The sequence below is a fragment of the Mariniphaga anaerophila genome (assembly GCF_900129025.1).
GTDB classification, from domain to species: domain Bacteria; phylum Bacteroidota; class Bacteroidia; order Bacteroidales; family Prolixibacteraceae; genus Mariniphaga; species Mariniphaga anaerophila.
In genome coordinates this window covers 46,862-71,818 of sequence record NZ_FQUM01000002.1, presented here as the reverse complement: position 1 = coordinate 71,818, position 24,957 = coordinate 46,862, and the positions used below count along the sequence as shown (strand labels likewise).

13 protein-coding genes and 1 tRNA gene are annotated in these 24,957 nt (G+C 40.8%); 3 read left to right on the top strand and 11 right to left on the bottom strand.

Features of this window, described 5'->3' with window-relative positions:
• Positions 1-288: 288 nt before the first annotated feature.
• The 3 genes from pyrB (at position 289) to BUB08_RS03470 (ending at position 1,868) form a co-directional block, all read left to right on the top strand.
• Entirely contained in the window at positions 289-1,197 is a 909-nt protein-coding gene (gene pyrB, locus BUB08_RS03480; protein ID WP_072999001.1) for an aspartate carbamoyltransferase, read from the top strand.
• 6 nt (positions 1,198-1,203) lie between these two features.
• Complete coding sequence (gene pyrI, locus BUB08_RS03475; RefSeq protein ID WP_072998999.1) at positions 1,204-1,674, top strand: aspartate carbamoyltransferase regulatory subunit; 471 nt, start codon at positions 1,204-1,206, stop codon at positions 1,672-1,674.
• A 110-nt stretch (positions 1,675-1,784) separates the two neighbouring features.
• Positions 1,785-1,868, top strand: a tRNA-Leu gene (locus BUB08_RS03470).
• A gap of 588 nt (positions 1,869-2,456) precedes the next feature.
• On the opposite strand, the gene BUB08_RS03465 is transcribed toward BUB08_RS03470, so the two are convergent.
• The 11 genes from BUB08_RS03465 to BUB08_RS03415 form a co-directional block, all read right to left on the bottom strand.
• Positions 2,457-3,941: a Gfo/Idh/MocA family protein gene (locus tag BUB08_RS03465; RefSeq protein ID WP_072998997.1), complete on the bottom strand. Its 1,485-nt coding sequence runs from the start codon at positions 3,939-3,941 to the stop codon at positions 2,457-2,459.
• 174 nt (positions 3,942-4,115) lie between these two features.
• A complete protein-coding gene (locus BUB08_RS03460) occupies positions 4,116-6,410 on the bottom strand; it encodes a type IA DNA topoisomerase (RefSeq protein ID WP_072998996.1) in 2,295 nt (764 codons plus the stop codon).
• A 173-nt stretch (positions 6,411-6,583) separates the two neighbouring features.
• Positions 6,584-8,992, bottom strand: coding sequence for a glycoside hydrolase family 95 protein (locus BUB08_RS03455; protein WP_072998994.1), 2,409 nt, complete (start codon positions 8,990-8,992; stop codon positions 6,584-6,586).
• Between the two features lie 32 nt (positions 8,993-9,024).
• The gene (locus BUB08_RS03450; RefSeq protein ID WP_072998993.1) at positions 9,025-10,539 is read right to left on the bottom strand and encodes a sulfatase family protein; all 1,515 of its coding nucleotides are present in this window, start codon (positions 10,537-10,539) and stop codon (positions 9,025-9,027) included.
• 178 nt (positions 10,540-10,717) lie between these two features.
• Positions 10,718-11,434 carry a sialate O-acetylesterase gene (locus BUB08_RS03445; protein WP_083570561.1) on the bottom strand — a complete coding sequence of 239 codons (717 nt, stop codon included), beginning with the start codon at positions 11,432-11,434 and terminating at the stop codon, positions 10,718-10,720.
• Between the two features lie 71 nt (positions 11,435-11,505).
• Positions 11,506-14,388 carry a hypothetical protein gene (locus BUB08_RS03440; RefSeq protein WP_072998991.1) on the bottom strand — a complete coding sequence of 961 codons (2,883 nt, stop codon included), beginning with the start codon at positions 14,386-14,388 and terminating at the stop codon, positions 11,506-11,508.
• 341 nt (positions 14,389-14,729) lie between these two features.
• The gene (locus BUB08_RS03435) at positions 14,730-17,774 is read right to left on the bottom strand and encodes a T9SS type A sorting domain-containing protein (protein WP_072998989.1); all 3,045 of its coding nucleotides are present in this window, start codon (positions 17,772-17,774) and stop codon (positions 14,730-14,732) included.
• A gap of 254 nt (positions 17,775-18,028) precedes the next feature.
• Entirely contained in the window at positions 18,029-19,654 is a 1,626-nt protein-coding gene (locus tag BUB08_RS03430; RefSeq protein WP_072998987.1) for a RagB/SusD family nutrient uptake outer membrane protein, read from the bottom strand.
• Positions 19,655-19,658: 4 nt separating this feature from the next.
• Complete coding sequence (locus tag BUB08_RS03425) at positions 19,659-22,976, bottom strand: TonB-dependent receptor (RefSeq protein ID WP_175549938.1); 3,318 nt, start codon at positions 22,974-22,976, stop codon at positions 19,659-19,661.
• A gap of 174 nt (positions 22,977-23,150) precedes the next feature.
• On the bottom strand, positions 23,151-24,227 hold the full coding sequence (locus BUB08_RS03420; protein ID WP_072998981.1) for a FecR family protein: 1,077 nt from the start codon (positions 24,225-24,227) through the stop codon (positions 23,151-23,153).
• 133 nt (positions 24,228-24,360) lie between these two features.
• Positions 24,361-24,945, bottom strand: a complete 585-nt coding sequence (locus BUB08_RS03415) for an RNA polymerase sigma factor (protein WP_083570559.1) — start codon at positions 24,943-24,945, stop codon at positions 24,361-24,363.
• Positions 24,946-24,957: the final 12 nt, after the last annotated feature.

Sequence of the window (24,957 nt, the reverse complement as noted above, 5' to 3'; positions counted from 1 at the left end):
GAAAAAAAGTACTGCATTTAACACACAATTACAGAATTCATTGTAATTTTGGCACATTATGCAATGCCTACAGATTCATCGACACCATTACTGTAGCGGCAAATCCTGCCGAAAATCAACGATTTTTTATTTACGACGCTATATAAAACGAATATTTGTTTGCTCCGGCATTTATTTCAAAGAAAAAGACTTAATACTTTTTCAGCCAACGAAAGGCCAATATTTTATTTTTTTAAAATATTGGCTTTTTTTTGAACGCAAGAATTTGACATTCAATACATAAATACAATGAAACGAGATTTAATTTCCATTACCGATTATTCGAAGGACGAATACCTGAGGATAATGAAACTCGCGGCAGAGTTTGAAGCCAATCCAAATCAGGATTTGCTGCAGGGGAAGGTAGTTGCTTCCCTTTTTTTTGAGCCGTCAACACGCACAAGGCTAAGTTTTGAAACGGCCATCAGCAGGCTGGGCGGGCGAATTATCGGCATTGCCGACCCGGGCAGTTCAAGTACCTCGAAAGGTGAAACCCTGCACGACACCATTAAAATGGTGAGTAACTATGCCGACCTTATTGTAATGCGTCACCCACTGGAAGGAGCCGCCCGCTATGCAGCCGAAGTTTCGCCTGTACCGGTTATTAATGCAGGAGACGGAGCAAACCAGCATCCTACCCAAACCCTGCTCGACATGTATTCCATCAAAAAAACCCAGGGCACGTTAGACAACCTCAACATTTTTATGGTGGGCGACCTGAAATACGGACGCACAGTACACTCACTGCTCATGGCCATGTCTGAGTTTGAAAATCCAATTTTCAATTTTATTGCTCCGCCTGAGCTGCAAATGCCGCAGGAATACAAAATGTTTCTCCGCGAAAAAGGAATTCGTTTTTTTGAACACCGCGAATTTACCGACATCATCAGCGAAGCCGATATTATATACATGACCCGCGTACAGAAAGAACGCTTTTCTGATCCGATGGAGTACGAACAGGTAAAAAACGTTTATATCCTGCGAAATGCAATGCTAAAAAATACGAAACCCAATATGCGCATTTTGCATCCGCTGCCCAGGGTAAACGAAATTCATACCGACGTAGACCAAAACGAAAAGGCATATTATTTTACACAAGCCCGCAACGGGGTTTTTACCCGCGAAGCCATCATTTCACATAGCATGAACCTTAAATAAAAAGCCATGAGTGACGAAAAAAAGAAAAAACTCAAATTAAAAGTAAGTGCCATTAAAGAAGGTACTGTTATCGATCATATTCCGGCACAGAACCTGTTTAAAGTAATTTCAATACTCGGATTAAATAAAATTCCCAACCAAATAACATTCGGCACCAACCTCGAAAGTGAAAAATTAGGAAGCAAGGCAATTATTAAAGTGTCTGATAAATTTTTTGAGGACGACGAAATAAACAAAATTGCATTGATTGCTCCCCATGCCAAACTAAATATCATCAGGGACTACGGTGTTGTTGAAAAGAAAGTTGTTGAGATTCCGAAAGTAATTACTGGAATTGTTAAGTGCTTCAACCCGAAGTGTATAACCAACCACGAAAAAATAACGACCTGCTTCGATGTAATAAGTACTTCTCCCATTGCGCTGAAGTGCAAATACTGCGAAAAGCATACTGTTGGAGAACAAATCAACATGCAATAAAAAATTCGTCAGAAATTGCGCTGACAGTGGCGTTTTTTTATATATTTGCACCGCGAATTTAAGCAAGTGCGACAATACGAATCGCAGCTTAATGAGTTCTTTCAGCAAATGCCCAGTTGGCGGAATTGGTAGACGCGCTAGTTTCAGGGACTAGTATCCATTTGGATGTGAAGGTTCGAGTCCTTTACTGGGCACAAAAATCCTGTAATTCGATGAATTACAGGATTTTTTTTAACAGGAAAGTTCCAAGAAAAAATAGAGTTTCTTATCAAATTAACTTGAGATATTTATATAAGTTCCAAATATCCGGAATAAAAGGATTAAAAATAAACCTCCAAATTCCATTCGGAACAGATTCAATTTGGCTTACTGAACCCTATTCCTAAATTGCAGAGGACTACATAAATAGGTTATCTTCATATAGAAATAGAAAAAACATTAGATTTTCTGTTGAAACAGTTTATCTAAATTTCCCGAACGCTCTTCAAACAACCAAAATTCCAGCAAAAGTAGAAGCTTTAGAAAACAAAATTGAAAAAGGAATTGACATATACCTATCAGATTATAGCCAAAGTGACACACCCAAAACCGATAAACTCAATTAAAAAATTACCCAATCAGCAATTGCTAGCTCTAATGCTAACTTACCCATTCGTGTAAAAACTACTGGATAACGAGACTGCACACCCCTTAACATGCGCTAATTACATATACAATCACTGATTGGATAATTCACGCTTCAGAACAGAAAAAGTTGTTATGTTTACTATTTTTCTGCCTTTTTAATTAACATTCAGTTGTCCTTTGGAATCTACTTTGTTAATGTTTCTAACGCCTGTTGTTCCCCCAACTTCCATACTTAGACTTAAAGGTTTATTTGTTTTCCATGCACCGCGGGTAAAGTCAGGAATTTCAATAGGTTTTGAACCATTTGCAATCGACCATTCACTTAGTGGAGTAATACTGCTCCAGGCAGCTGCATCATATACGTCCATATCCATAGGTAATCCGTTGCGCAGTAAGTCAATCAACCGCCAATCCATAATAAAGTCCATTCCGCCATGGCCTCCAACTTGTTTTGCCATTTCGCCAACTCTGCGAACTATTTCAGGTGTGTATTTTTCCTGTAGTTCTTTCATCTGGGCTTCATCGGCCACAGCATGTCCAAAAGCAATTTGCTGAATCGGATATTTCTGCGCGAAGCATTTAGTGCCGCTAAGCATGTGTATTCTTGAATAGGGTCTGGGAGATGAAATGTCATGCTGAATCATTATCGTCCGGCCTTTAGATGTTTTAATCATTTGCATATCCATATTTCCACGCATATCCCAACCCAAAAACTGTTCAAAAAAAGGATCTTCCTTTGCTTTTTCCTCAATCCTGCTTTTCAACGTAAAATCGTCAGAGATCATCGCAGTCAGATAATCCATTTTATCGCCACGATTAATATTCATTGCCTGGCAAATCGGCCCCAAACCGTGCGTAGGATAAACATTAGCTTTTCGTTTATTTTCATGTAAACGCCACATTTTATAATATGCGCCGTCCGTCATTTTAGCATCTTTTGGCTTATTAAAATGCCAGTAATCGAGGTCGTGAATATAAGCTCCTTCACCGTGAATTAAATCGCCAAAAACGCCTTGCCGTACCATATTTAAGGTTAATAATTCAAAGAAGTCGTAACAGCAATTCTCAAGAATCACACAATGCCTTTTTGTTCTTTCTGAAGTCTCTACCATTTGCCAGCACTCGTCCATGGTTTTTGCTGCCGAAACTTCCAGCGCAGCATGAGCGCCACCCTCCATGGCTGCAATTCCCACTGGCACGTGCCATTCCCAGGGTGTAGCGGTATAAATAAGGTCGCAAATTCCATCTGCGCATAATTTCTCAAAAGCAGTTTCACTACCAGTGTATTCTTTCGCTTTAGGAAGTCCGGCGTCATTTAGAATCTTCTGAGCACCATCAACAGCCGCCTGTCGAACATCGCAAAGTGCAACAATTTCAACACCTTCGATGTGAGTCATACGTTTTACGGCACCTGAGCCACGGTCGCCAATTCCCACAAAACCAACCCGCACCTTATCAAGTTTAGGTGCAGCATACCCACACATATTGAAAGCCATTTTGGGAGCACGTTCGGCTGATTTTCGAATGTATTTTGCTTCTTCTTTTGTTCCAGCGCTAAAAGAAGTTAACATTGGCGCAGCTGCTGCTGCACCCGTTCCCAGTCCAATGTTTTTGAGAAAGGTTCTTCTATTGGAAGTCATTTTAATATTGTTTTAAATTTTAGGTAAACTTATTGATATTTTTCAAAACTCGCCTGCAAAAGACAATTGTTTTTATTCTTCACAAAACAAATACAGATATTCTGAATTTACAACCCGACTCTTAATGCGAGCAAAACCATTTCGTTTTCTTTTGAGATTAAAAATATTATTTCCTCAGGAAGCAATAATTTCCGATACCAGTTCCCTGGTTAGCTTTCTTCCGGCGGCTTTTTCGCGAATGGTATCGAATGTAATTTTAAAATCGCAACCTTGTTTCCAGTTGCTGCAACCATAAGCTGTTTTTCCTTTTAGAATAGTGCCGCCACATTTCGGACATTTGGGTGTCGAATCAATTACTTTCTTTTTTACCGGAGTTTTATTTACAAACTCCACGTTAAAATCAGCAGTGAGCTTCAGTACTCCATCCACTTTTTTGTCGCCCATTTTAAAGCCTTTTAATTTTGTGGTAGCACCCTTTGCAAGCAGTCGGGCCACTTGCTTTTCGGTAAGCTTTTTCTCCAGAAAAACAAAGGGAAGCCTGAAATCGCAACCATCTTTCCACCGGCTGCATCCGTAGGCATTTTTCCCTTTCAGAATTTGCCCTTCTGAACATTTTGGGCATTTCATTTCATTACCGGCAGTGGCATTTGTCGTTTTTTTCTTTGCTGCCGGTTTCTTTGATTTCGACTCGGGAGCAGCCAGCCTCACCGTTGTTCTATCGCTGAGCACTTCCACCACCAAATCGTAAACCATCCGTTTCATTTCGTAAATAAACGTCGATGCACTGTATTCCCCCTGCTCAATTTCACGCAAACGCTTCTCCCACTGCCCGGTTAATTCGGCCGACTTCAGCAGCTCATTCTGAATGGTATCAATCAACTGAACTCCCATTTTTGTGGGATGAATTTGCTTTTTCTTCCGCTCAATATATTTTCGCCTAAACAAGGTTTCAATAATGGCCGCTCGTGTTGAAGGGCGCCCAATTCCATTGCCTTTCATCAAATCGCGCAACTCCTCATCGTCCACATTTTTACCGGCAGTTTCCATAGCACGTAACAATGATGCCTCGGTGTAATAACGCGGCGGCTTGGTTTCTTTCTCGGTAAAGGCGGGCTCGTGCGGACCGTGTTCTCCCGTTTCGAATACAGGAAGAATTGTGTCGCCATCGCCGCTTTTGCTATTTTCATCCTGAAACACAACGCGCCAGCCCGGTTGTAGAATTTGCTTGCCGTTAGCCACAAACTGCACCGTGTCTACTTCGGCTTTTACCTGTGTTTTGGCTACAGTGCAATCGGGGTAAAACACCGCCAGAAAACGGCGCGTAATAGAGTCGTAAACATTTTTCTCGTTGCCACCCAGCAATTTCTCTTCACCTGTCGGAATTATGGCGTGGTGATCGGTAACTTTTTTATCGTTAAAAACACTGGCCGATTTCCTGATCTTTTTCTCCAAAAGCTTCCCGGTAAATTGCGTGTACCCTTTCAGTCCTTTTAAAATTCCGGGTATTTTAGGATATAAATCGTTGGGCAAAAACGTGGTATCAACACGCGGATAAGTAACGGCTTTCATTTCGTACAGCCGCTGAATAATTTTTAAGGTTTCGTCAGCAGTCAATCCAAAACGAGTATTGCAATACACCTGTAAACTGGTCAGGTCAAATAGCTTGGGCGCATATTCTTTTCCGTCTTTCTTTTCCACATCGGTGATAAACAAATCTTTGCCCAACACCTGGTTCAACAATTTTTCACCGTCTTCTTTTTTGAAGAATTTTCCTTCGGTGTTGCTAAAAACCGTATCGCGATAAGTGGTTTGTAACTCCCAGTATGGCTGCGGTTTAAAATTTTCGATTTCGTAATGACGGGTTACCAGCATGGCCAGCGTTGGCGTTTGCACCCTCCCAATGGACAATACCTGCTTGTAACCGCCGTATTTCAGGGTGTACAACCGGGTGGCATTCATTCCGAGCAACCAATCACCAATGGCACGTGAACTGCCGGCGTAAAACAGGTTATCAAAATTAGTTGCAGGCTGTAGCTTTTGAAACCCGGTTTTTATGGCCTCGTTGGTCAGCGACGAAATCCACAAACGTTTCACCTCGCCTTTGTAACCGGCTTCTTTCATCACCCAGCGCTGAATAAGCTCCCCTTCCTGCCCGGCATCACCGCAGTTAATCACCAGTTCGGTTTTACTCAGTAATTTCTTAATCGTATTAAATTGCTTGGTCACCCCGCCATCGCCCTTCATTACTTTGGTTTCGAAATGTTTGGGCAACATGGGCAGGGTATGTAAGTCCCAGCGTTTCCACTGGGCTTTATAATCCTCGGGCGGCCACAACGTACAAAAATGTCCAAAGGTCCAGGTTACCTGGTAACCATTTCCTTCGAAATAACCATCTTTCCGGGAACCTGCCCCAATCACCTGGGCAATTTCTTTGGCGACACTTGGTTTCTCTGCAATACAAACAATCATAAGTGTTGCGAAGATACAAGGAATCCGTTTGTAATGAAAAAGAGAGTTATTAACAGCACCTGAAAATCCGCACCTAAATCCGGAGAATAATCGAGATATTTACCCTTCTGCCTCCTGCAAAAAAGCATTCAATAAACTCCGTTTAAAAATGTTGAGACTGTTTGAAATCATTTTCAAGATTCAAAATCAGACACAGTCAATTCTTTCTTTTCGCCTTTTTTAATATTGAAATCCAAGGTTTTTCCTTTATAATTAATTTTACACTCAGCCCCGTATTTTGAATAGACAACAGCTTTTGTCAGTTCGTTATTTTCCCATGCCATATCAATCTCAAAACCATTTCTGGCAACTAGTCCTTTTACTTCCCCTGAGGACCATTCGTTGGGTATTGCCGGCAAAAGGTGAATTGCCCCTGCGTGACTTTGTATCAACATTTCGGCGATTCCCGCCGTAGCTCCAAAATTAGCATCCATCTGAAAAGGCGGGTGCTGCCCAAACAGGTTATTCGATATACTCTTTGCAAGAACAGTGTTTAAACTTTGTTTTGCCATTTCTCCATCGTTTAACCTGGCATACTGGCTTATTAACCAGGCAGCGCTCCAACCGGTGTAACCGCCGCCATTGGCAATCCGGTAATCCAACGATTTGCGGGCAGCTTTCATCAATTCAGGTGTATCTTTCCTGTTAATCTGTGCCCCGGGATGCAGCGCAAATAAATGGGAAATATGCCGATGACCGGGCTCCGTTTCTGGAAATTCCTCGGGCCATTCCATTAACCGACCATCAGAGCCGACTTTACTTCCGGCCAATCTTTCCCTGGCATTAATAACCTGACCTGTAAATTCATTCTGAACACCTAGGATTTGCGAAGCCTCAATATAATCGGAAAACAACTGCCAAATCACTTGCTGGTCATGGGTAGGGCCCATACTGATTTGGCAAAGGCTGCCGTCTGGTGCTTCAAAAGTATTTTCAGGCGACACTGCCGGGCCAGACACCAACTTGCCTGTTTTAGGGTCTTCGGTCAGCCAGTCCATGTAAAACTGCACAGAACCTTCCAATACGGGATACATCCTTTTCAGAAACTCCTTATCAAGTGTAAAAGCATAGTGTTCAAATATGTGAGTACTAATCCAGGCACCACCTCCCGAATGCAGTCCCCAACTGGCCTCCTCACCGGGCGAAGTATATCCCCACACATTGGAAACCGGGTGAACCACCCACCCATCCATCTGGTACTGAACAGATGCCGTTTTTTTGCCGGGTTTTGCCATTTCCTCTATTAAATCGAATAGCGGAAGGTGCATTTCTGAAAGATTAGTTACTTCAGCAGGCCAGTAATTCATTTGTACATTCACATCGGTATGGTAGTCGCCATTCCAGGGAGTTTGAATTTTGTTGGCCCAAACTCCCTGCAGGTTTGCCGGAAGTGTACCAGGACGCGAAGATGATATCAACAAATAACGGCCGTACTGAAACAACAATTCGTCTAAATGTGGGTCTGATTTACTCTTACGAAACATTGCCAGGCGTTCATTGGTAGGAATTGGCTCCAATTTTCCAGGAGTTAAATCCAGGCTCACCCGGCTAAAATATTGCTGGTATTCGGTCAGGTGTGCTTGCAACAAATTTTGATACGGCCTGCTAATGGCTTTTTCGATATTTTCAAGCGTTAGTAATTCACAATTTCTGCCTGTGTATGAAGGGTATTTGAGGACATAATTTGTAGAAGCAGTTAAGAAAAGAGTTACCTCATCTGCATTTTCTACAATGAGTTTCGAGCCGGAATATTTCACGTCCCCGTTTTTGTTAACCGCCTTTAGCCTTGCTATATACTTAAGGTTTTCGCCTCCTTTTCCATCATTTAAAGCGCCCTTCATAATAAGCTGTCCGTTTTCTGAATAGGTATGAAAACGTTCGGGGCGGTCGAGGGTACATGAAAACGATATTTGCCCCGGTTTGTCAGCAGTAAAACGGGCTACCATTACCTGATCGGGCTGGCTGGTAAATATTTCGCGTTGGTAATTTACTCCATCCTGAGAATAGGAGACCCTGACAACTGCATCTGTTAAATCCAGTTCGCGGTAATAATTATCGTAGGGAGAGTCTTTCCCATTGTCAATCCAAAGGTTTCCCAATGTCTGAAAACACCCAAAAGGAACATCGGCTCCATTACCCAGACCGGTTCCAACTCCTTTGCACACCTGGGTTTTATTGGTCAGCTCTGTTGCTTCCTTATACTTTCCATCAAACAAAAGCTGACGTATTTTCCCCAAATGTTTATGAGCCTCGGGATTGTCATTATCGGCCGGACTGCCCGACCACATGCTTTCTTCACTTAGCTGGATGCGTTCTTTGTTCACATCGCCAAACACCATTGCCCCCAAAGAACCATTGCCTAATGGTAATGCATTTAACCATTCCGGGTCATCTTTCCAACCATCGGGATCATCGGCAACCGAGGCGTCGGCAGGTTGATTGTACCAAAGGTTAAGTTCAGACTGAGGACTTTGTTTGTTGGTACATGCAAAAGCCAGGGCGATTATCATGAAACCAAGAAATTGAATTTTAATTCTTACCATTTTAATGAGATTTTGATTTACGAGGGATTAAGTTAAAAGCTATCCGGAAAGTAAGGCTTTAAATCCAGTGGGTCACCCATTTCCTTTTGCTGTTTTTTGAGTTTTGTAATCAGTTTCTTTTTAACTGAACGAAAGGTTGGTTCGTTCGCCAGGTCATTCATTTCCAGAGGATCGTTGGCCACATCAAACAATTGAATTTTTCCAACTTTCGGATAAACAATCAATTTGAACTTTTGAGAACGTACCATTCTTTGTAAATCCTTGTAAGCCCCCAAAATATAATCCTCCCCTTTTGCCTGCTCCATGGTCATTAATGGTTTGAGGCTTTTAAAATCAACTGTTTCCGGAATTTTAATCCCAGCCAGGTCGCAGGTTGTGGCAAACATACTCTGCATGTACACCATTTCTTCAACCTTTTTTCCCGGCTTAAGTCCGGGGCCTGCAATAACCAAGGGCATTCGCACACTATGGTCGTATTGGTTTTGTTTTCCCATTAAACCATGCTGCCCTACTGCTAAACCATGGTCAGAAGTAAGAATTACGTACGTATTTCCCCCTTTACCAGACTCTTTTAAAGCTTTCAATATCCGTCCGATTTCACGGTCGGCATGTGTTATAATAGCATAGTATTCACTTAGATGTAACTGCACGGCATCTTTCGAGCGGGGAAAAGGAGCTATCTGTTCATCGCGAATTTTGCTGTCGCCCTGGTCAAAAGGATGTTCGGGCAGGTAATTTTGCGGAATAGTGATAGTTGCCGGAGGATACATATCAACAAACTCTTTGGGCGATTGGCGTGGGTCGTGAGGGGCATTAAAAGCCACGTACATAAAAAACGGTTTATCGCTGCTTTTCGCCCTGGTTTGAAGGTAGTTTATTGCATTGTCGGCATACAATTCTGAAGTATGTTCCTGCACCGTGTAAGTGGCACTTATCTTTTTCTGTCCGTTTTCGTCATATAAAATATCTTTCACATGAGGAGTCCACTGTCCGGTAAATTCAGGAGACCACGGCCTCCAGGGAGTATCATCGGCCTTTTCGCGGTGGTAGCCGGGTTGGTTGTCCCCGTTTTTATCAAAAGTTTCGTACATACCTTCCCCAATGGCGTGGGCAAAATCGAAACTATTAAGTACCGCTGTGTCAGAAAGATGCCACTTTCCCGAGAGGAATGTTTCATAACCATTCTCCCTTAATACCTCGCCCCATAACGGAACGCTGGTCTTCTCTCCTTCTACTCTCCCCCAGTTGGGCAAGTAAGAAAAATTGTGAGCCGCCCGAAATACCGACTGCCCCGTGTTCAGCATACAACGGCTTGCCAGGCAAACCGCACCCGACCACGACCCCTGGTTAAAGGAATTGGTAAACGTTACGCCCTCTTCAACCAGCCTATCCATATTAGGAGTTTTTATGTCGCCGTTTCCCATTGCATGGATTGCATTGTATGTTTGGTCATCGGTTAAAATAAACAGGAAATTAGGCTGTTGGGCATTTGTAATAATCGCCAATAATAATCCTATCAGAAAAGTGACGTACTGTTTTGTTTTCATCTTTATATTTTATGAATTCATCTATATTGAAAATTTTCGGCCTTTCAAATTTAGGGCTTTTACCATATATAGTTAATATTTTCAAACTCTCATAATCATGATAATATGCAGGGGTCAAGACATAATCTCATGCTTTTTTAGAGTGATTAGCCTGACCCCTTATGAGAAACAAGTGGTGTTATCTATTCTTTCTTATCAGCCTGATTGATTCTTCGGCAAAGCGTTTGCCCATAATCACATACCCTTCTGCTGACATGTGTAAATCGTTGTTTATCTCCTTCCCTGCACGGTTGTAACCGTCATTAAGATCGTCAGTATTCACCCATCCGAAGCGGGGATTCGACTCAGCCACTTTAACCTCAATGTCCCGTATCATTGTCCAGTGGGGATATTTTTCATCGGTCATGTCGAAATCGCTTAACCTCCCAATCACAAAATTAATGTCATTTCTTTTTAAATCACCTGAAAGTTGATGATAAAGCCCTGTTAAGCTGCGTTCATATACTTCCCCCAATTTTTCTCTTGCGTCCCGCTCTCCCTGCATCCAGATAAATGTTACAGTTTTGATATCCTGACTGCTTATTGCCGTATTGACTTTTACCATTAACGAGTCGTATAAATCGGGATTTGCCTGAGGTTCATCGCCTGTTAAAGGTTTCCAGTTTTTGTACCAACGCCTGATTGGTTGGCCAGACAATGCATCCCTTATGATAATCACATTTTCTTTACCGAATTTCTTTTCAATCGCAGGCGTAAAGGATTCTTCGGGCCTTAAGGCAGCCATATTGGATTGTCCGGAGAGTATAAACAAATGTTTTCCTTTGTTTCTTTCCCCACATGAACCCCAAAGTGACACAAATAATAGCAGTGTCACAACTAATTCTATTTTTTTCACTTTCTAATTATTTATTAAAATTTTTGGTCGATTCTTTTCTTATTCTTCTGACATATTAGAATCACATTTTTCTATTTGCTTTTACCGGCGTTTCCAATTGAATTTGTTGCCGGCACTACCCGGTATTTAAAAATTGATTTATTAACGTGTTTCATGTTTATCAATTTATCATTATAAGTTACCGTTGCATCTTCAACCGGCAAATCATCTACGTTAACTCCTTCGATAATGGCATTCAGGTTTTTCAACCCAACGAGTTCTTTGTTAAACGAAAAAGAATCGAAGTCTTCGGCAGGTATAATTTCCCATCCGAATTTTTCTTTCTTAAAGAATATTTTCCCTTGTGCTTCGAAGTTTTCCGTTTTAATGGTTGTTCCGTAAGTGTCGAAATAATATTGTTCTGGGCTTACCGCAAAGTCGACTCGATAATTTTTATCTGAAGAAACAAAATCATCGCATTGCCCGGACAGAGCATAAGTTTTATGGTCTTTTGTATAAGCAAGTATTCCGAAATGAGGCAATGTAAATGTTTTATCCATTGCATTTATTCTCCAGTCACTGTCAGAGAAATTAATGAAAACCGTAAATCCGTTTTGATATTCGATTTTTAATCGGGCTTTCTCATTAAGTCCTTTTTTTATTGATCGAGATGAATCGAATTCATTATTTCGATTATCAAAATAACTTATTTGCTTTACGGGTATCATCGAGTAATACTCCTGAAGAGGCTGGAGAAAAGCGTAGCGTTTAATCATTTCCGATATTTCGCCATCCAATTTTCCGATATGCCCGTATGCAAGGGTGTATGCAAGGTATTCTGCCCCGTCTACAGGAAGGTTTCCGGCATCCATTTCAAGAGGGTGTATTTTGTAAAGTTGAAATTCAGGCAGTATCGGAATTGTATTTATCCGCGGAGAAAAATTACCATAATTGCCATCGACAAGTCCGGCATACCACCAATGGTTGGCACCCTCAGAATAAACAGGCCCCCTGTAAGCTTCTTTTTCATTCAATAATAACAACCCAAAACATTCAAAAGTACGCCTGAAAGTTCCAGCCCCGGGAACCCGGTAGTCGTAATCGACCCGCGACATTGGAGAAACTGCCGTATGCACATCGCAATAGCTGTGATTCGAACCAAATGTTTTATGAATGTGTGGAGCGTATATGGCTTGCTGCTCCCAGGCAACCATCGGTTTGGGAGCGTAACAGCGCGACCAGCTGATATTCCAGGTTCCGTCGGCATTACGAAGTATCCAGTCGGGGTTCCAGTTTTTATTTACAGGCGCAAAATCGGTATAATTCGAATATAAGCCTACCCGCCAATCCTGGTCTTTTATTTCCTTTACAAACTCTTTTACCGCGTAGTTTCCGCCTCTCCCCGGAGCCGTATTTTTCCGGAAGGTATAACTTTCTCCACTATCGCGCCAAAAGCCTTCGTGGTAACGCACAGTAACATTTTCGAGCCCCAAGGCCCGGTACTTTCTAACCTTTTTTTTGTTTGCTTCATAATCCGGACTACCATCAATCATCCACAAACGATTGGCCTGGTACGAACGCATTGGCGAAGCCGGATTATCTATTGTCGGTAAAACCTCAAGAACATCTTTCGATACATTAATGAACAGTTTTTCCCTTATCGGATTACGTTTGCCATCGGTTTTTGGGGTGTATTCCACACCTTTGTTGTAGTCAGCCCAGCCATCAGCTAAGCTATTGTCTGTTGTAAAAACAGAGGCATCTGTGTAATACCAGTCAAATTGTTTAAAGAAGAACAAATCATCGGCATACAACAATTTGGGATGTCGGGAATAGTTATATGGCATAAAAGGAAGAGTAACCAGTTTGCCATTTTTGAGCTTTCCTGTTTTTCCCAGGGTTATCTCCTTAACGTGGCCTACCTCCGAAATCTCGTGAATGCCAACAATTAATGATTTCTGGTTGATGGTGTACCAACAGGAGAAATCATATTCCTGCGTATTAACAGTAGCCGTAAAATCGACAAAGAGTGTGTCGTGGCGCTGTACTTCATTTTTTACAGTCCAAACGGCCTGCTCCCCTGATGTGAAGCTCACTTCAGCCCCTTTGCACAAATCGTAACCTCCGTTTTCCGGGGCCAGTTTAATTCCGTTCAGAATTCCAGCAGCAGGATTAACGGAATATTCAAGTTTCATGTCTTTGCCTTTATAGCTCAGGCGGTAGATTGTCCCGTCTTTTTGAAGGCGATTCTTAAAAACCGATTCTTTGTTTACAGGTAAAATTGTTTCTTTTCGTAAAGGAAAAGGAAGTTTCTCGGGAAATTCTTTGAAGGACAAATCTTCCAACAATTCGTTATAAATGTATATCGGTCCCAAAAAGATGTTAACAACTTCTCCCGGAATAGCATTGTCGCCTTTAAGTTTTATCCCGATGAATTTGGCAGGCCTTGCAATTTCCTGGTTCATTTTAATATGGCTTAAAAACCAATATTCGTAATTTAAACCTCCAAAACCATTTTGCGAAAAATCCAGTTCGTGCATTGTTCCATCGGCTCCTTCAATTATTGCATAGTGCCTGAATGCCGGATTTGGTTTGGGGTGTTCCCATGGGAAATGAGCGGCATACGTCCAAAAATCGATGCAGTCCCAGGGTTCGTTTATTGTAATAGGCGTTTCATAAAGTAAGCTAACCGAAGCCTGTTTGTTGGTTGTTTTGTAAACCAGTTTGCCACTAGTTTCCCGATAGAGCCTCTGCTCAGATGTTAAATAGAGGTTGGCGTCACAGTTTTCAGTTTCAATTATCCATTTTTCGCAATCGTTAAAAAGAACGAAGGGAGTTTTGTCTTCCTGACGCGAAGCCATTTCATAAGGTTTAGTGCCTTTGGCATTTGACTCCGGGTCGAAATTTACACCTCGCTTTTGCCCATATCCAAAAGTTGAAATTAACAAAAGGAGAATCGTCAACTTGTTTTTCATTCGTTTATATTTTTATTTTCTAATGGTAACTTATGCAACTCGCACGGCAGTTATTATCTTGTGTAACAATAACTACCGTGCTCGCTTTGTTTTGCTAAATATTTCTTTTAGCAGAAGGCGCCATTCAAAACAGTACCCTCTTCTTTTTATAGCTGGCAACAAACGAGGTTAAAATGCTGGCTTTTAAACTGCATCAAACATCTGACTTTTAACTAAGCGTTTACATTATTTCTCGTCGGCATCGTACAAAATCCGAAAGACATAATTCAACCTACATGAACATGCTTTGCTTAATTGCTCCGCCGGTTCTACTCAGCTAAAAGTTTGTTGCTCCTTTCTTTTTACATTTTTATAATTTTAAAGTTTTGAGTGCTCTCTGCATCCCTTACTTTAAATAAATACATGCCTTTACTGCAAGTGCTCATATCTACTGTTTTTACATTGTTTACTGTTCTAATTAATACACCTGAAGCATTGTAAATCTGAACCTCCTCAACTTCTTTATTAAAGCTGGTATTCCCGGTTGTAGGGTTAGGAAAAACAATCAGTTTTGCCGTTCTTTCGTCTAAATCATAATTGGAGATTTTGGTAGTCATTGTACTTTGTGTTGATACTCTGACTATTTTCACCTCTCCCGCAGCAACATCAACCGAAAAAGCATCATCAGCACTGATAATGTTTTGTCCGTCAATTAATTCTGTTACACTTAAAATATCTGCATCGGCTTCCTGCAAGGTAATACCTATGTTCTGGTCGAAACTGTGGTCTATTGTTTCCAGCGTAGTATTTGTTTTGTTTACCCCTTTGTTGTTGATTAACGTAATAATCCATTCGTTGGGATTGTAGGTATATGAATATTGTATATCGCCATCAATATTAAAAGGAACAATGCCAGGGCGTTTCACCAGATTTTTCAAAATGAGTTTCCAGATAAGGTCATTACGCAAATTGGTAAATGCCACGCAAAAAACTTTTCCGTTTCCAACAGCATTGCTGGAAACCAGCAGGTAATCCGATTCGGAAGAGCCACCAGTAATAAATGAAGTGGCGCTCTGGGTTGTCTGTAATGGTTTTAGTTCTATATTCTGACTGGCGAATGATTCCAAAACACCGTCTGCCAAAACCTGGTTAACCTGCGTTGTTATTGCAGAGGTATGATTTACCCCGGCCATGGTTTTAATGGTGCTGTTTGCATCGGCATATTCTACATTAACAATAAGGTTTCCCCCGGCATTAACGTAGTCCGCTAATTTCTGAACCAATGTTGCATTAAGATTGAGGTCTCCGGTTAGTACTATCATCGCGTATTTCTTCAATACATTCAATGGAGCATCCTCCAGCAAAACATCAAAAATTTCACCTAAATCATTATTCTGAAGGAATGGATATTCATCACTCGTTTTTTGAGGAACTAAGCTACTTCCCCAAATCGATTGCAATAAAGATTTGTTCATATAGTCTTTATCGTCCATCGGAAGGCCTGAAAATATTTTATTATTGCTCCATGTTCTTAGGCCTAATCCATGTGCCCGGTTCATTAATATTGCAACAGGAACCCAAGGCACGCCCCGTTGTTCCTGATTTAAAGAGTCGTGCGAAAACGCATAAATATCCTGTCCTACGCGACCCAATGGAGAGAGCATAAATTTTCCCTGATAATCGTGTTCACTGGCAAAATAATTGGCACTTGCAGCCTGCGGATACAAAAGGTTTGCCCCCGACATATACGAATTAAAAAAGGTGCGTCTCGACAGTGAAATGCCATGCCCGCGGGATGGGCCACCATCTTTCCAAAGTTGTGCAACTTCTGGTTGTATGGACATCAATTCGTTATCCCTCCCGAATAACGTTCCATCATCCCACATTGCCACTATTCTGGTGCCTTCAAGTTCATACTTATCCGTAAAGCCAAACATTTCGTAAAAAGCTGAGGCAATTGCGCCATCGTTAACAAACAAATTTTTTCCGGCATCAACATAAGCCACCCGGCTCGAGGTCATTTTGAAACTTATTGCTTCATCTGTTATCTCATCTCCCCAGCTTGAACTTATATCTCCTTCTTTAATGAATAATTTTCCGTTTTCTATTTTTCCAATGCGCAAATTTTCCACATCGAACGCAGTAACATTACTCCCCACATTCGTGAATTCAGAGGTAATGGGACCTTCGTTGATTAACAGGTCGTTATTCTTTTTCAATATAATAATCCGATCTCCGGATATATCGAAGTCTGCAACACCAGAAGAAACAGAGGTGTACCATTGCTTCACAGGGTCAGCCCCGTCAATCATTTTCAAAGTTCCGTTTGGTTCCAACTTTGCAATTCGGTCGCCGTCCATTAAAAACTTCTGACTGTTGCTTCCCAAATTCGAAAAAGCGGTAGTTAAATCTCCTTCTTTGAATTTAATATATCCGGTGGTTTGAAGGATTGCAATAATCCGGTCTCCTTCAAGTACAAATTTATCTACACCTTTGAGTTGAAGAACCCAGGTATCACTAATTTCCCCTTCGCTAACATAGAAATCGCCATTGCTTTCCAGTTTCCCAATTCTATCTCCGTTCAGTTTAAAAGCAGTAACATCTGAACCAACTGTTGTCCATGAGGCATCCAAACCTCCCTCTTTCACTTGCAAAGTCCCGTCTTTAAGCAAAATCCCAATTCGGGTTCCTTCAACTTGCACATCCTGAATATCATTTCCTAATTTAACCCATTGGCGGGTATAATCTCTTATTGCAGGTCCCCACCACGAAGAAAGATTAATTCCGAAAGGCTTGTTGTACTGCCTTGCTGCCCCCCGGGTAAACGCAACATGGGCATTAATACTTGCAATATTTTCGCCCACTTCGCACGCAATAACATCTACATCATTATAACAGCCTGCTCCGTAATGATGGTAGAAATAGTGTGCATTTTTAGTAATGAAATGCGTATTGGGAGTATGGAAATTATCTATTTGTTTTAAGAACCATGCTTCTGTTTTGCTCAGAGCATCTTCGGGAGAAGAGGGAACCCCGTCGAACCCAAAGTCTGGTCCGCTGACAATTAAATTACCGGCACCGTCTATTTTATTATGCAAGTGGTGCATTGAATAGCCCCATTCTTTGAGCCCTTCAAAATAGGTTTTAGCGTACGAGTCTGCCAAACCATAATAATTTGAAGAAGCTTCCTGAACGGTTGGGTTATATCTGCCGGAAATATTAGTTAACGCAATATTCCATTTTTTTGTGGTTGAAACATTCCTGTCAACACCATCTGAAAGTGTTAAATAGTCGAATTTATTCTCATGACGGTTAACGAGAGCATGGTCGCTTACCAATTGTGCATCCAGCTTTTTAGCCTGAACGATTATGCTTAAAATAAGCAGGGTGATAAATGAATACTTCATAAATTTATTAGTATTAGATCGCGCAGCGAGCGGCACAGATTATCAGTGCTTTGGCACCACAACCATTTCTTCTAATGAAGAAGCAATCGCCACGCAACTAATCCCCCCGCCGCAGTGCGGCGGGGAGTTTATTTATTTGATTAGACAAAATGTTTTTTAAGATTACACTATTGGCTCTACCTTCGAGCAATTCCGGTCAGCAGACCAATATGTAGTTTTTCAGAAATTGTAATCTTAAAACAACGCAATATTTTTTAATTGTACCCCGGATTCTGGGTCATATTAGGATTGGCATTTATTTCTTTTTGAGGAATTGGCCACAAGTAGTCACGGGTTGGAACAAACGCCCTCGTATCAGATATTTTCTCTACATAATACCAAGTTGCAGTTATGCCGTTTCCGTCGCCCGGATATTTATTTTGTTTTAAGAACCTGTTGTCGAGTCCTATTGCATCGTCCATAACTTCTTCCCCAATTTTCCATCGTCTGATGTCGAAAATCCGTAAGCCTTCAAATGCCAATTCCACTAATCGTTCGTTTCTGATTACTTCCCGCATTTCATCTTTTGACAAACCGGGCATGGCTTCAGAAAGAGTAGTCATTCCAACCCTGTTGCGCAATTGGTCGATAGCATCATATACAGTTGCATCGGGGCCAACAGCTTCGTTTTGTGCTTCTGCATAATTAAGGAGAATTTCTCCATACCGCATAAAAATTTTATTCTCTCCTTGTCCTCTCTGCAGATTACTTTGTTCCAATTCTTCATCAACAAACTTCCGGCATTTAAAACCTGTTTGGCCGAGCATATAAAAATCAAAAACTTTTAGGTTTGGCATTGCGGCATATTTGAAAGGTCCTCCGGGATAGTAAATGGACATAGCAAACCTCGGGTCTCTGTTAATAAAAGGATTTTCCGGATCATATCCTGATTCCGGATTTGTAATTGGTAATCCATTTGCCATGTAATACGAATTAGCAGCTTTTAGTGTGGGACAAAATGACGGCCACCAGTTCATAAGCATCATGTTTTGTGCACTGGGACTAGTTGTAGCAGTGTAGTAAACCTGGAAAATAACTTCAGTATTGCTAGCTTGTGCTTCATTCTTTTCCAGAAACAAGCCGTTGTAATCAGGAAATAAACTATATACTCCAAGGTCCATAACTTCTTTTGCGGCAGCTGCGGCGCCGGCCCATTCTCCGCCATAAAGCAGTATTCTTGATTTTAAAGCTAAAGCTGCTCCCTGTGTTACCCTTCCGGCATCTTCGGCATTGGGATAAGTTTTAGGAAGATCCGGGATAGCTTCGTCCAGATCTTTTAACATCTGTGTCCGCACCTGGTCTACCGGAGTCCTTTCCGGCGTGCTGTTTTCCAAGTCGCCAGGAACAAGCAGCAATGGAACATCGCCGTAAAAACTAATTAAATCGAGGTAAAACCATGCTCTTAAAAATTTAGCTTCGGCAATCCCTCTTTTTCTGATGTCCGGGTCGAGTTCAGTTTTTTCTTCAATTGCCAGGAGAAACGAATTTGCTCTGGCAATTCCCTGGTAGTTTCGGTCCCACTTCCATTCAACTCTGTTACTTTCCGAGTTTCCCTGCCCCCTGGCAAACTCGGTCCACCCTTGCCAGGGCTGTGCCCCATAAACCAGGTCGGTTAATGCTTCATTGTAATAAGGGTTCATGTTCTTAAAATGGGTATTTGCCACGCCCATGAAGTCAACTTGATTGTAAATTCCATTGACCATCATATTTAGCTCTTCTTCGTTATTCAGGAAGGTTTCAGGTGCAACAAAACCCAGAGGCTCTCTTTCAAGAAATTCATCACTACAGGAGAATAATAATAGTCCTGTAAATAGCATTAAAATATTTTTAATAGAATTCATAAGATTAGAATTTAAGATTAACACCGGCTGAAATAATTCTGGTTTGCGGGTACTGAAGTGTAGTAGTGGTTGCTGACGGCTTTTCAGGATCAAAGCCATATCTCATTTTTGTCCATGTTAAAGCATTCTGAGCATTAACAAAAACACGTAGTTGCGCGATTCCAATGTCTGAAACCATTCGTTTAGGCAGCGAATAACCCACTTCTATATTTTTGAGCCTTAAATACGATCCGTCTTCAAGGTAATATTCAGAATCAGTTTCACTTCTGGTAAGGTCAACATTTAGTCGTTGGATTGTTTCACTTGGTTTATCTTCTCTCCAGGCATCTTTATACCAGGCGCCGGTATTTGCATTTCCACTTACAAATGGCACGGTTACAAAAAAGCGGTTGAGATAATTAATGCCTGTTACTCCCTGAAAGAATAATGAAGCATCAAAATTTTTCCATTCAAAATTAAATGTTGAAGAGAAAGTCCAGTCGGGGTAAGACTGACCAATGATTGTTTTATCTGCTTCGTTAATTATCTTATCACCATTCTGGTCGACAAACCTAATGTCACCGGGTTTTGGAGTAAGGCCAATGTAAGGATTTATACTATTGCCATCCTCATCGGTAAATTTCAAGTGACTGTCAATTTCGTTCTGCGACTGGTAAATTCCTTCGGTAGCGTAGGCATAGAATGATCTGTACGGAGAACCAACCCTTGATATTATATTACCACTAACTATTTCGTCCTGCCCGCCCAAATCGGTTATTTTATTTGTAGTACGGCTGGCACTAAGGTTGGCATTGAAATTTACCTTACCTAATTTTTTTGCAACATTTAACTGAAACTCAACCCCTTTATTTTCCATTTCTCCTACATTTTGGAATGGAATTGTAGTTAACCCCAGTGTGGATGAAATAGGAATTTGTGTTAATATATCAAAGTTCTTCTTTTCATAGTATTCAATAGAACCGGAAAGAACATTGTTGAGTACCGCAAAGTCTAAACCGTAATTAATCTGTTCTGAAGTTTCCCACGAGGTTTTTTTATTGGCCAGTTTTGTAATGGCTGCTGCCTGTTGCAGTGTGTTTCCAAAATTTGTAACCAAAGCAAGGGAGAGTTCGTCGTAAGCGGCATAGTACTGATTGATACTTTCGTTTCCGAGTTGTCCCCAGGAAAAACGCAGTTTCAAATTATCAAGCCAGTTTACTTTTCCTTTCAGAAAGTTTTCTTCTGAAATTCTCCACCCAAAAGATACAGAAGGAAAGGTTCCCCATTTTTCCTGGAATCTTGAACTTCCATCTCTTCTGACTGTTGCGCCAGCCAGATACCTGTTTTTGTAATTCAGGTTAAGCCGGCTAAAGTATGAAAGCCATGATATTTCATCTGCAGTACCGCTGTTTTTTTGGCTGTCGGGATCTCCATTGTCCAGCACAGGTAACTTGAGCGTATAATTTTCTCTGCTTACCTGCATCCTGTCAAGATGGAATTCTCTGGCCTCCATAGCGACCATTGCATTCATGGTAAAACCGTTGAATATTTTTTGATTATAATTTAATCTGGAAGTAAATTGCTTACTGATTGATTCGTTATTATTTATCCGAAGGCCTGTTGGCGAAGTAGAGTAATAAGCCTCAACTTCTCCACTTTCTCCATATTGATAGAGTTGAACAGCCGGGGCAAACCTTTCTATTTTTGTTTTTCTTTGATTAATGCCGTAAGAACCTGTGAGGCTAAGGCCTTTCAGCAAATTCAGGCTGGCAGATAAACGCAGATTTATGGGTGTTGTTTTTGTGTTAAGATACCCTCCTGCTTCTGATGCTGCAAAATTATACCCATTACCAGTGTAACCGTATCCCGGTATTTTAAGCGGAGTTGTCGGGGCTCCGAGGTACACGTAGTAAAGAGACGAGTTCATTCCATTAACCATATCTTCGGTTGACTGTTCGTGCCCAGATGCAAAAAGGTCGACTTTCAATTTGTCGTTAAGGTATTTTGAACTCAGGTTAATACGCATACTCAATTTTTCGGTCTCGTTTCCCACAATAATTCCATCCTGGGTTAAATACCCAATAGATGCCGAATATTGAAATTGATTATTTCCTCCGGTTAAGGTCACATGGTTATCAATAATATCAGCAGGTTGAAACAGTACATCGGCCCAGGTTTGATCGGTAGGATATCTCTGAGGATCGACCTTATTCCTGTAGTTATTCATATATTCTTCATTCAGATAAAAATCCGGATATGAGCCGTTGGTATTGTAATACGCTTCTGCTTTCAATTCGAGATAATCAACGCCTTTTAATAAATCGGGCATGGTGGTAACCGACTGTACGCCATAATACCCGGTATAACTCACCTCCATTTTATCTGATTTTCCTTTAGTTGTCTGGATAAGTATTACACCGTTTGCAGCCCTGTTACCGTAGATTGCAGATGACGCAGCGTCTTTCAAAATAGAAACCGATGCAATGTCTTTGGGGTTTACATCATTAAGTTCCCCTTCCATTCCATCGATAATAATTAACGGAGCACTATTACCAAAAGTACCAACACCACGAATAAGAATTGTAGCATCGTCACTTCCGGGCTGCCCCGAGTTTTGGGTGATAAACGCACCTGCTACTTTTCCCTGAAGTGCCAGACTGGCATTGGTGAGCGGGCGGCTTTTCATGTCGCTCACCGAAACGGTTTCAACAGCCCCGGTAAGGTCTGCTTTCTTTTGTGTACCGTAGCCGATGGCAACAACTTCTTCAATTCCAATTGCGTCAATTTCCATAGTAACATTAATGGTACTACGTTCATCAACTTTAATATCCTGTGTTCGCATACCCACAAAAGAAAATTGCAGGGTAGTTCCTTCTGAAATACCGGAAAGCGAATATTCCCCATCAACATTAGTAACCGTGCCGTTGGTTGTACCTGTTATTAGCACTGTAACTCCGGGGAGTGGCAGACCTGCTTTATCTGTAACAGTTCCTGAAATCGTTTTCCGCTGTTGGAACACCTTAGTTTCTCCGTTACGAACTTTGGAGGTTGTTAACACGATAATACGATCGCGGATAGAATAATCAACGTCGGTATCTTCAAACAATAGATTCAAAACCCGCTCTATCTCTTTATTTTCGACAGTTACGCTAACCTTTCTTGTTATATCGATAAGGTTTTCACTGTACAAAAAATAAAATTCACTTTGTTCTTCTATACTATTTAAAACCTCTTTAATAGTGGCTTCATGCATATTTAGGTTAAGCTTTTTGCTTTGCGAATAGCCTTTATTGGCTAGTGCCCCAAAAACAGAAACCAACACCAGAAAAACCGTTAACCTCATTACTTGTAAAAGTTTAATTAAGCCGGAAAACTTGCGCTTCCGATTAATACAGAATTTTTTTTTCATACTTTTGTATTGTTAAGTTAAAAATGTCCCTGTAAAGTGAAGCGTACAGGGTAGTTTTTGTAATCTTCGGGGAAATGTTAGTCGCATTTCCCTGTTGTTTTTTAGTAATTAGTCTTTTAAAACATTATTATTCTTTTTTTTATCAATTAATATTTTCTGCTTTGAAAAAGTTCCATCAGGATTTTTGATGCGCGGCAATGCCTCGTACTTAATTGGTGTTGCCACCGATAATAATTCAAGGATTTGAAAGAGTGGCTCGTCCACAAAGGTTACGGTATAATTGAATTTCTCTACCCCTTCGTCAACCTGAATATCCACATTAAACATGCGGCTTAACCGTTGGGCAACCCCGTCTATGGGTTCATTCTCGAAAACCAGTTTTCCATCTTTCCACGCTATGTATTTATCAACCTTTACCAAACTTGAGTTTATCTCTCCCGTTGTCTTATCGAATTTTACATGCTGCCCCGGCTTCATTTCTGACACTGTTTCTACACGGCCGCTGTTCATTATTTCTTCAACCAACACTTTTCCTTCTACCAGGGTAGTAGCAATATCATTATTTTCGGGATATGCATTAACGTTAAAAACTGTTCCCAATGCTTTAATATCAACACGACCTGCAGTAACTACGAAAGGCTTATCAGGATTATGTGCCACCTCGAAATAACCTTCTCCCGATAAAGTCACACCACGTGTCTGTCCCCAAAAATTCTGCGGGTATTTCAATCGGCTGCCACAATTCAGATGAACCACCGACCCATCGTTTAACTCAACAACCGTTCGAGAACCAACCGGCGCAATTATTTCCAAAGAGTCGACTGATACCGTTGCTATTTGATGGGTTAGCTTTTTATTTTCAGAAATTGTATAAAACAAAAAAGCCAGAACCGGAATTAAAATAATAGCTGCAGCTCTCGACATCAGGCTAATAAACCTGTTGCTTTTTAAATGAATAGTACGGGGCTCTTCAATATTTAATTTGTGATGGATTTTATCAAGTAGCGTATCCAGTTTATCGTCTGAAACAACACTGTCCTTTTCGTCAAACTTCGCCCAATCGCTCTTTCCCAGCTTTTTACTGTCAGCAAAAAAAGATTGTTGTTTCATCCACCGGTTGACCTCCTCCACCTCTTCCGGGGAACAACAGTTATTCAAATATTTCTCCAGTAATTCTTTTGTCATTCTTTTTTTTATCAACGGGCTCTCGAATTATTTAGCCCACCTACAACTATTTTCACAATCAAATAAAGTTCGTATTCTAATAGTAATACAACATGGATAACAAGAAGGACTAGTAAAAAATGACTTTTTTTTACTAAAGGAACAAACTAACAAATAACCCACTAACTATTAATCCATTATCAAGATTTCTTCTAAAAAAAGAGAGTGTGGTTACCAGATGATTTTTTACGGTATATACCGAAATATCTAATTTTTCTGCTATTTCTTTATGAGTCAGCCCTTCTTCCCGGCTTAATTGAAAAACCTCTCTCTGACGAGGAGATAACTCATTTAACAGACTCTGAAACTTATCTTTTAATTCATTATAATGAATTTCATCGGTAAGCTCGTAGGTTTCATCAACGTGCTGAAGAGATTTTACATGTTCCACATATTTCTGTTCTGTTGCACGTTTTTTAAGCAGATTCACCGTTGCATTGTGGGCTACAGTAAACAAAAAAGATTCGAAGGATGAATAAATATTTATTTTGTCGCGACTCTTCCAGACTTTAATAAAAACCTCCTGAACTATTTCTTCAGTATCTGACTCTTGTTTTGTATACCGAAAAACGAACCCGTATAATCTTCTGGAATATTTTTTATAGATAATATCAAATGCCGACATATCATCGTTTTTGAGGAGTTTTACCAGCTCAGCATTTGACTTATTTGTATTCAACTCAAATATTGA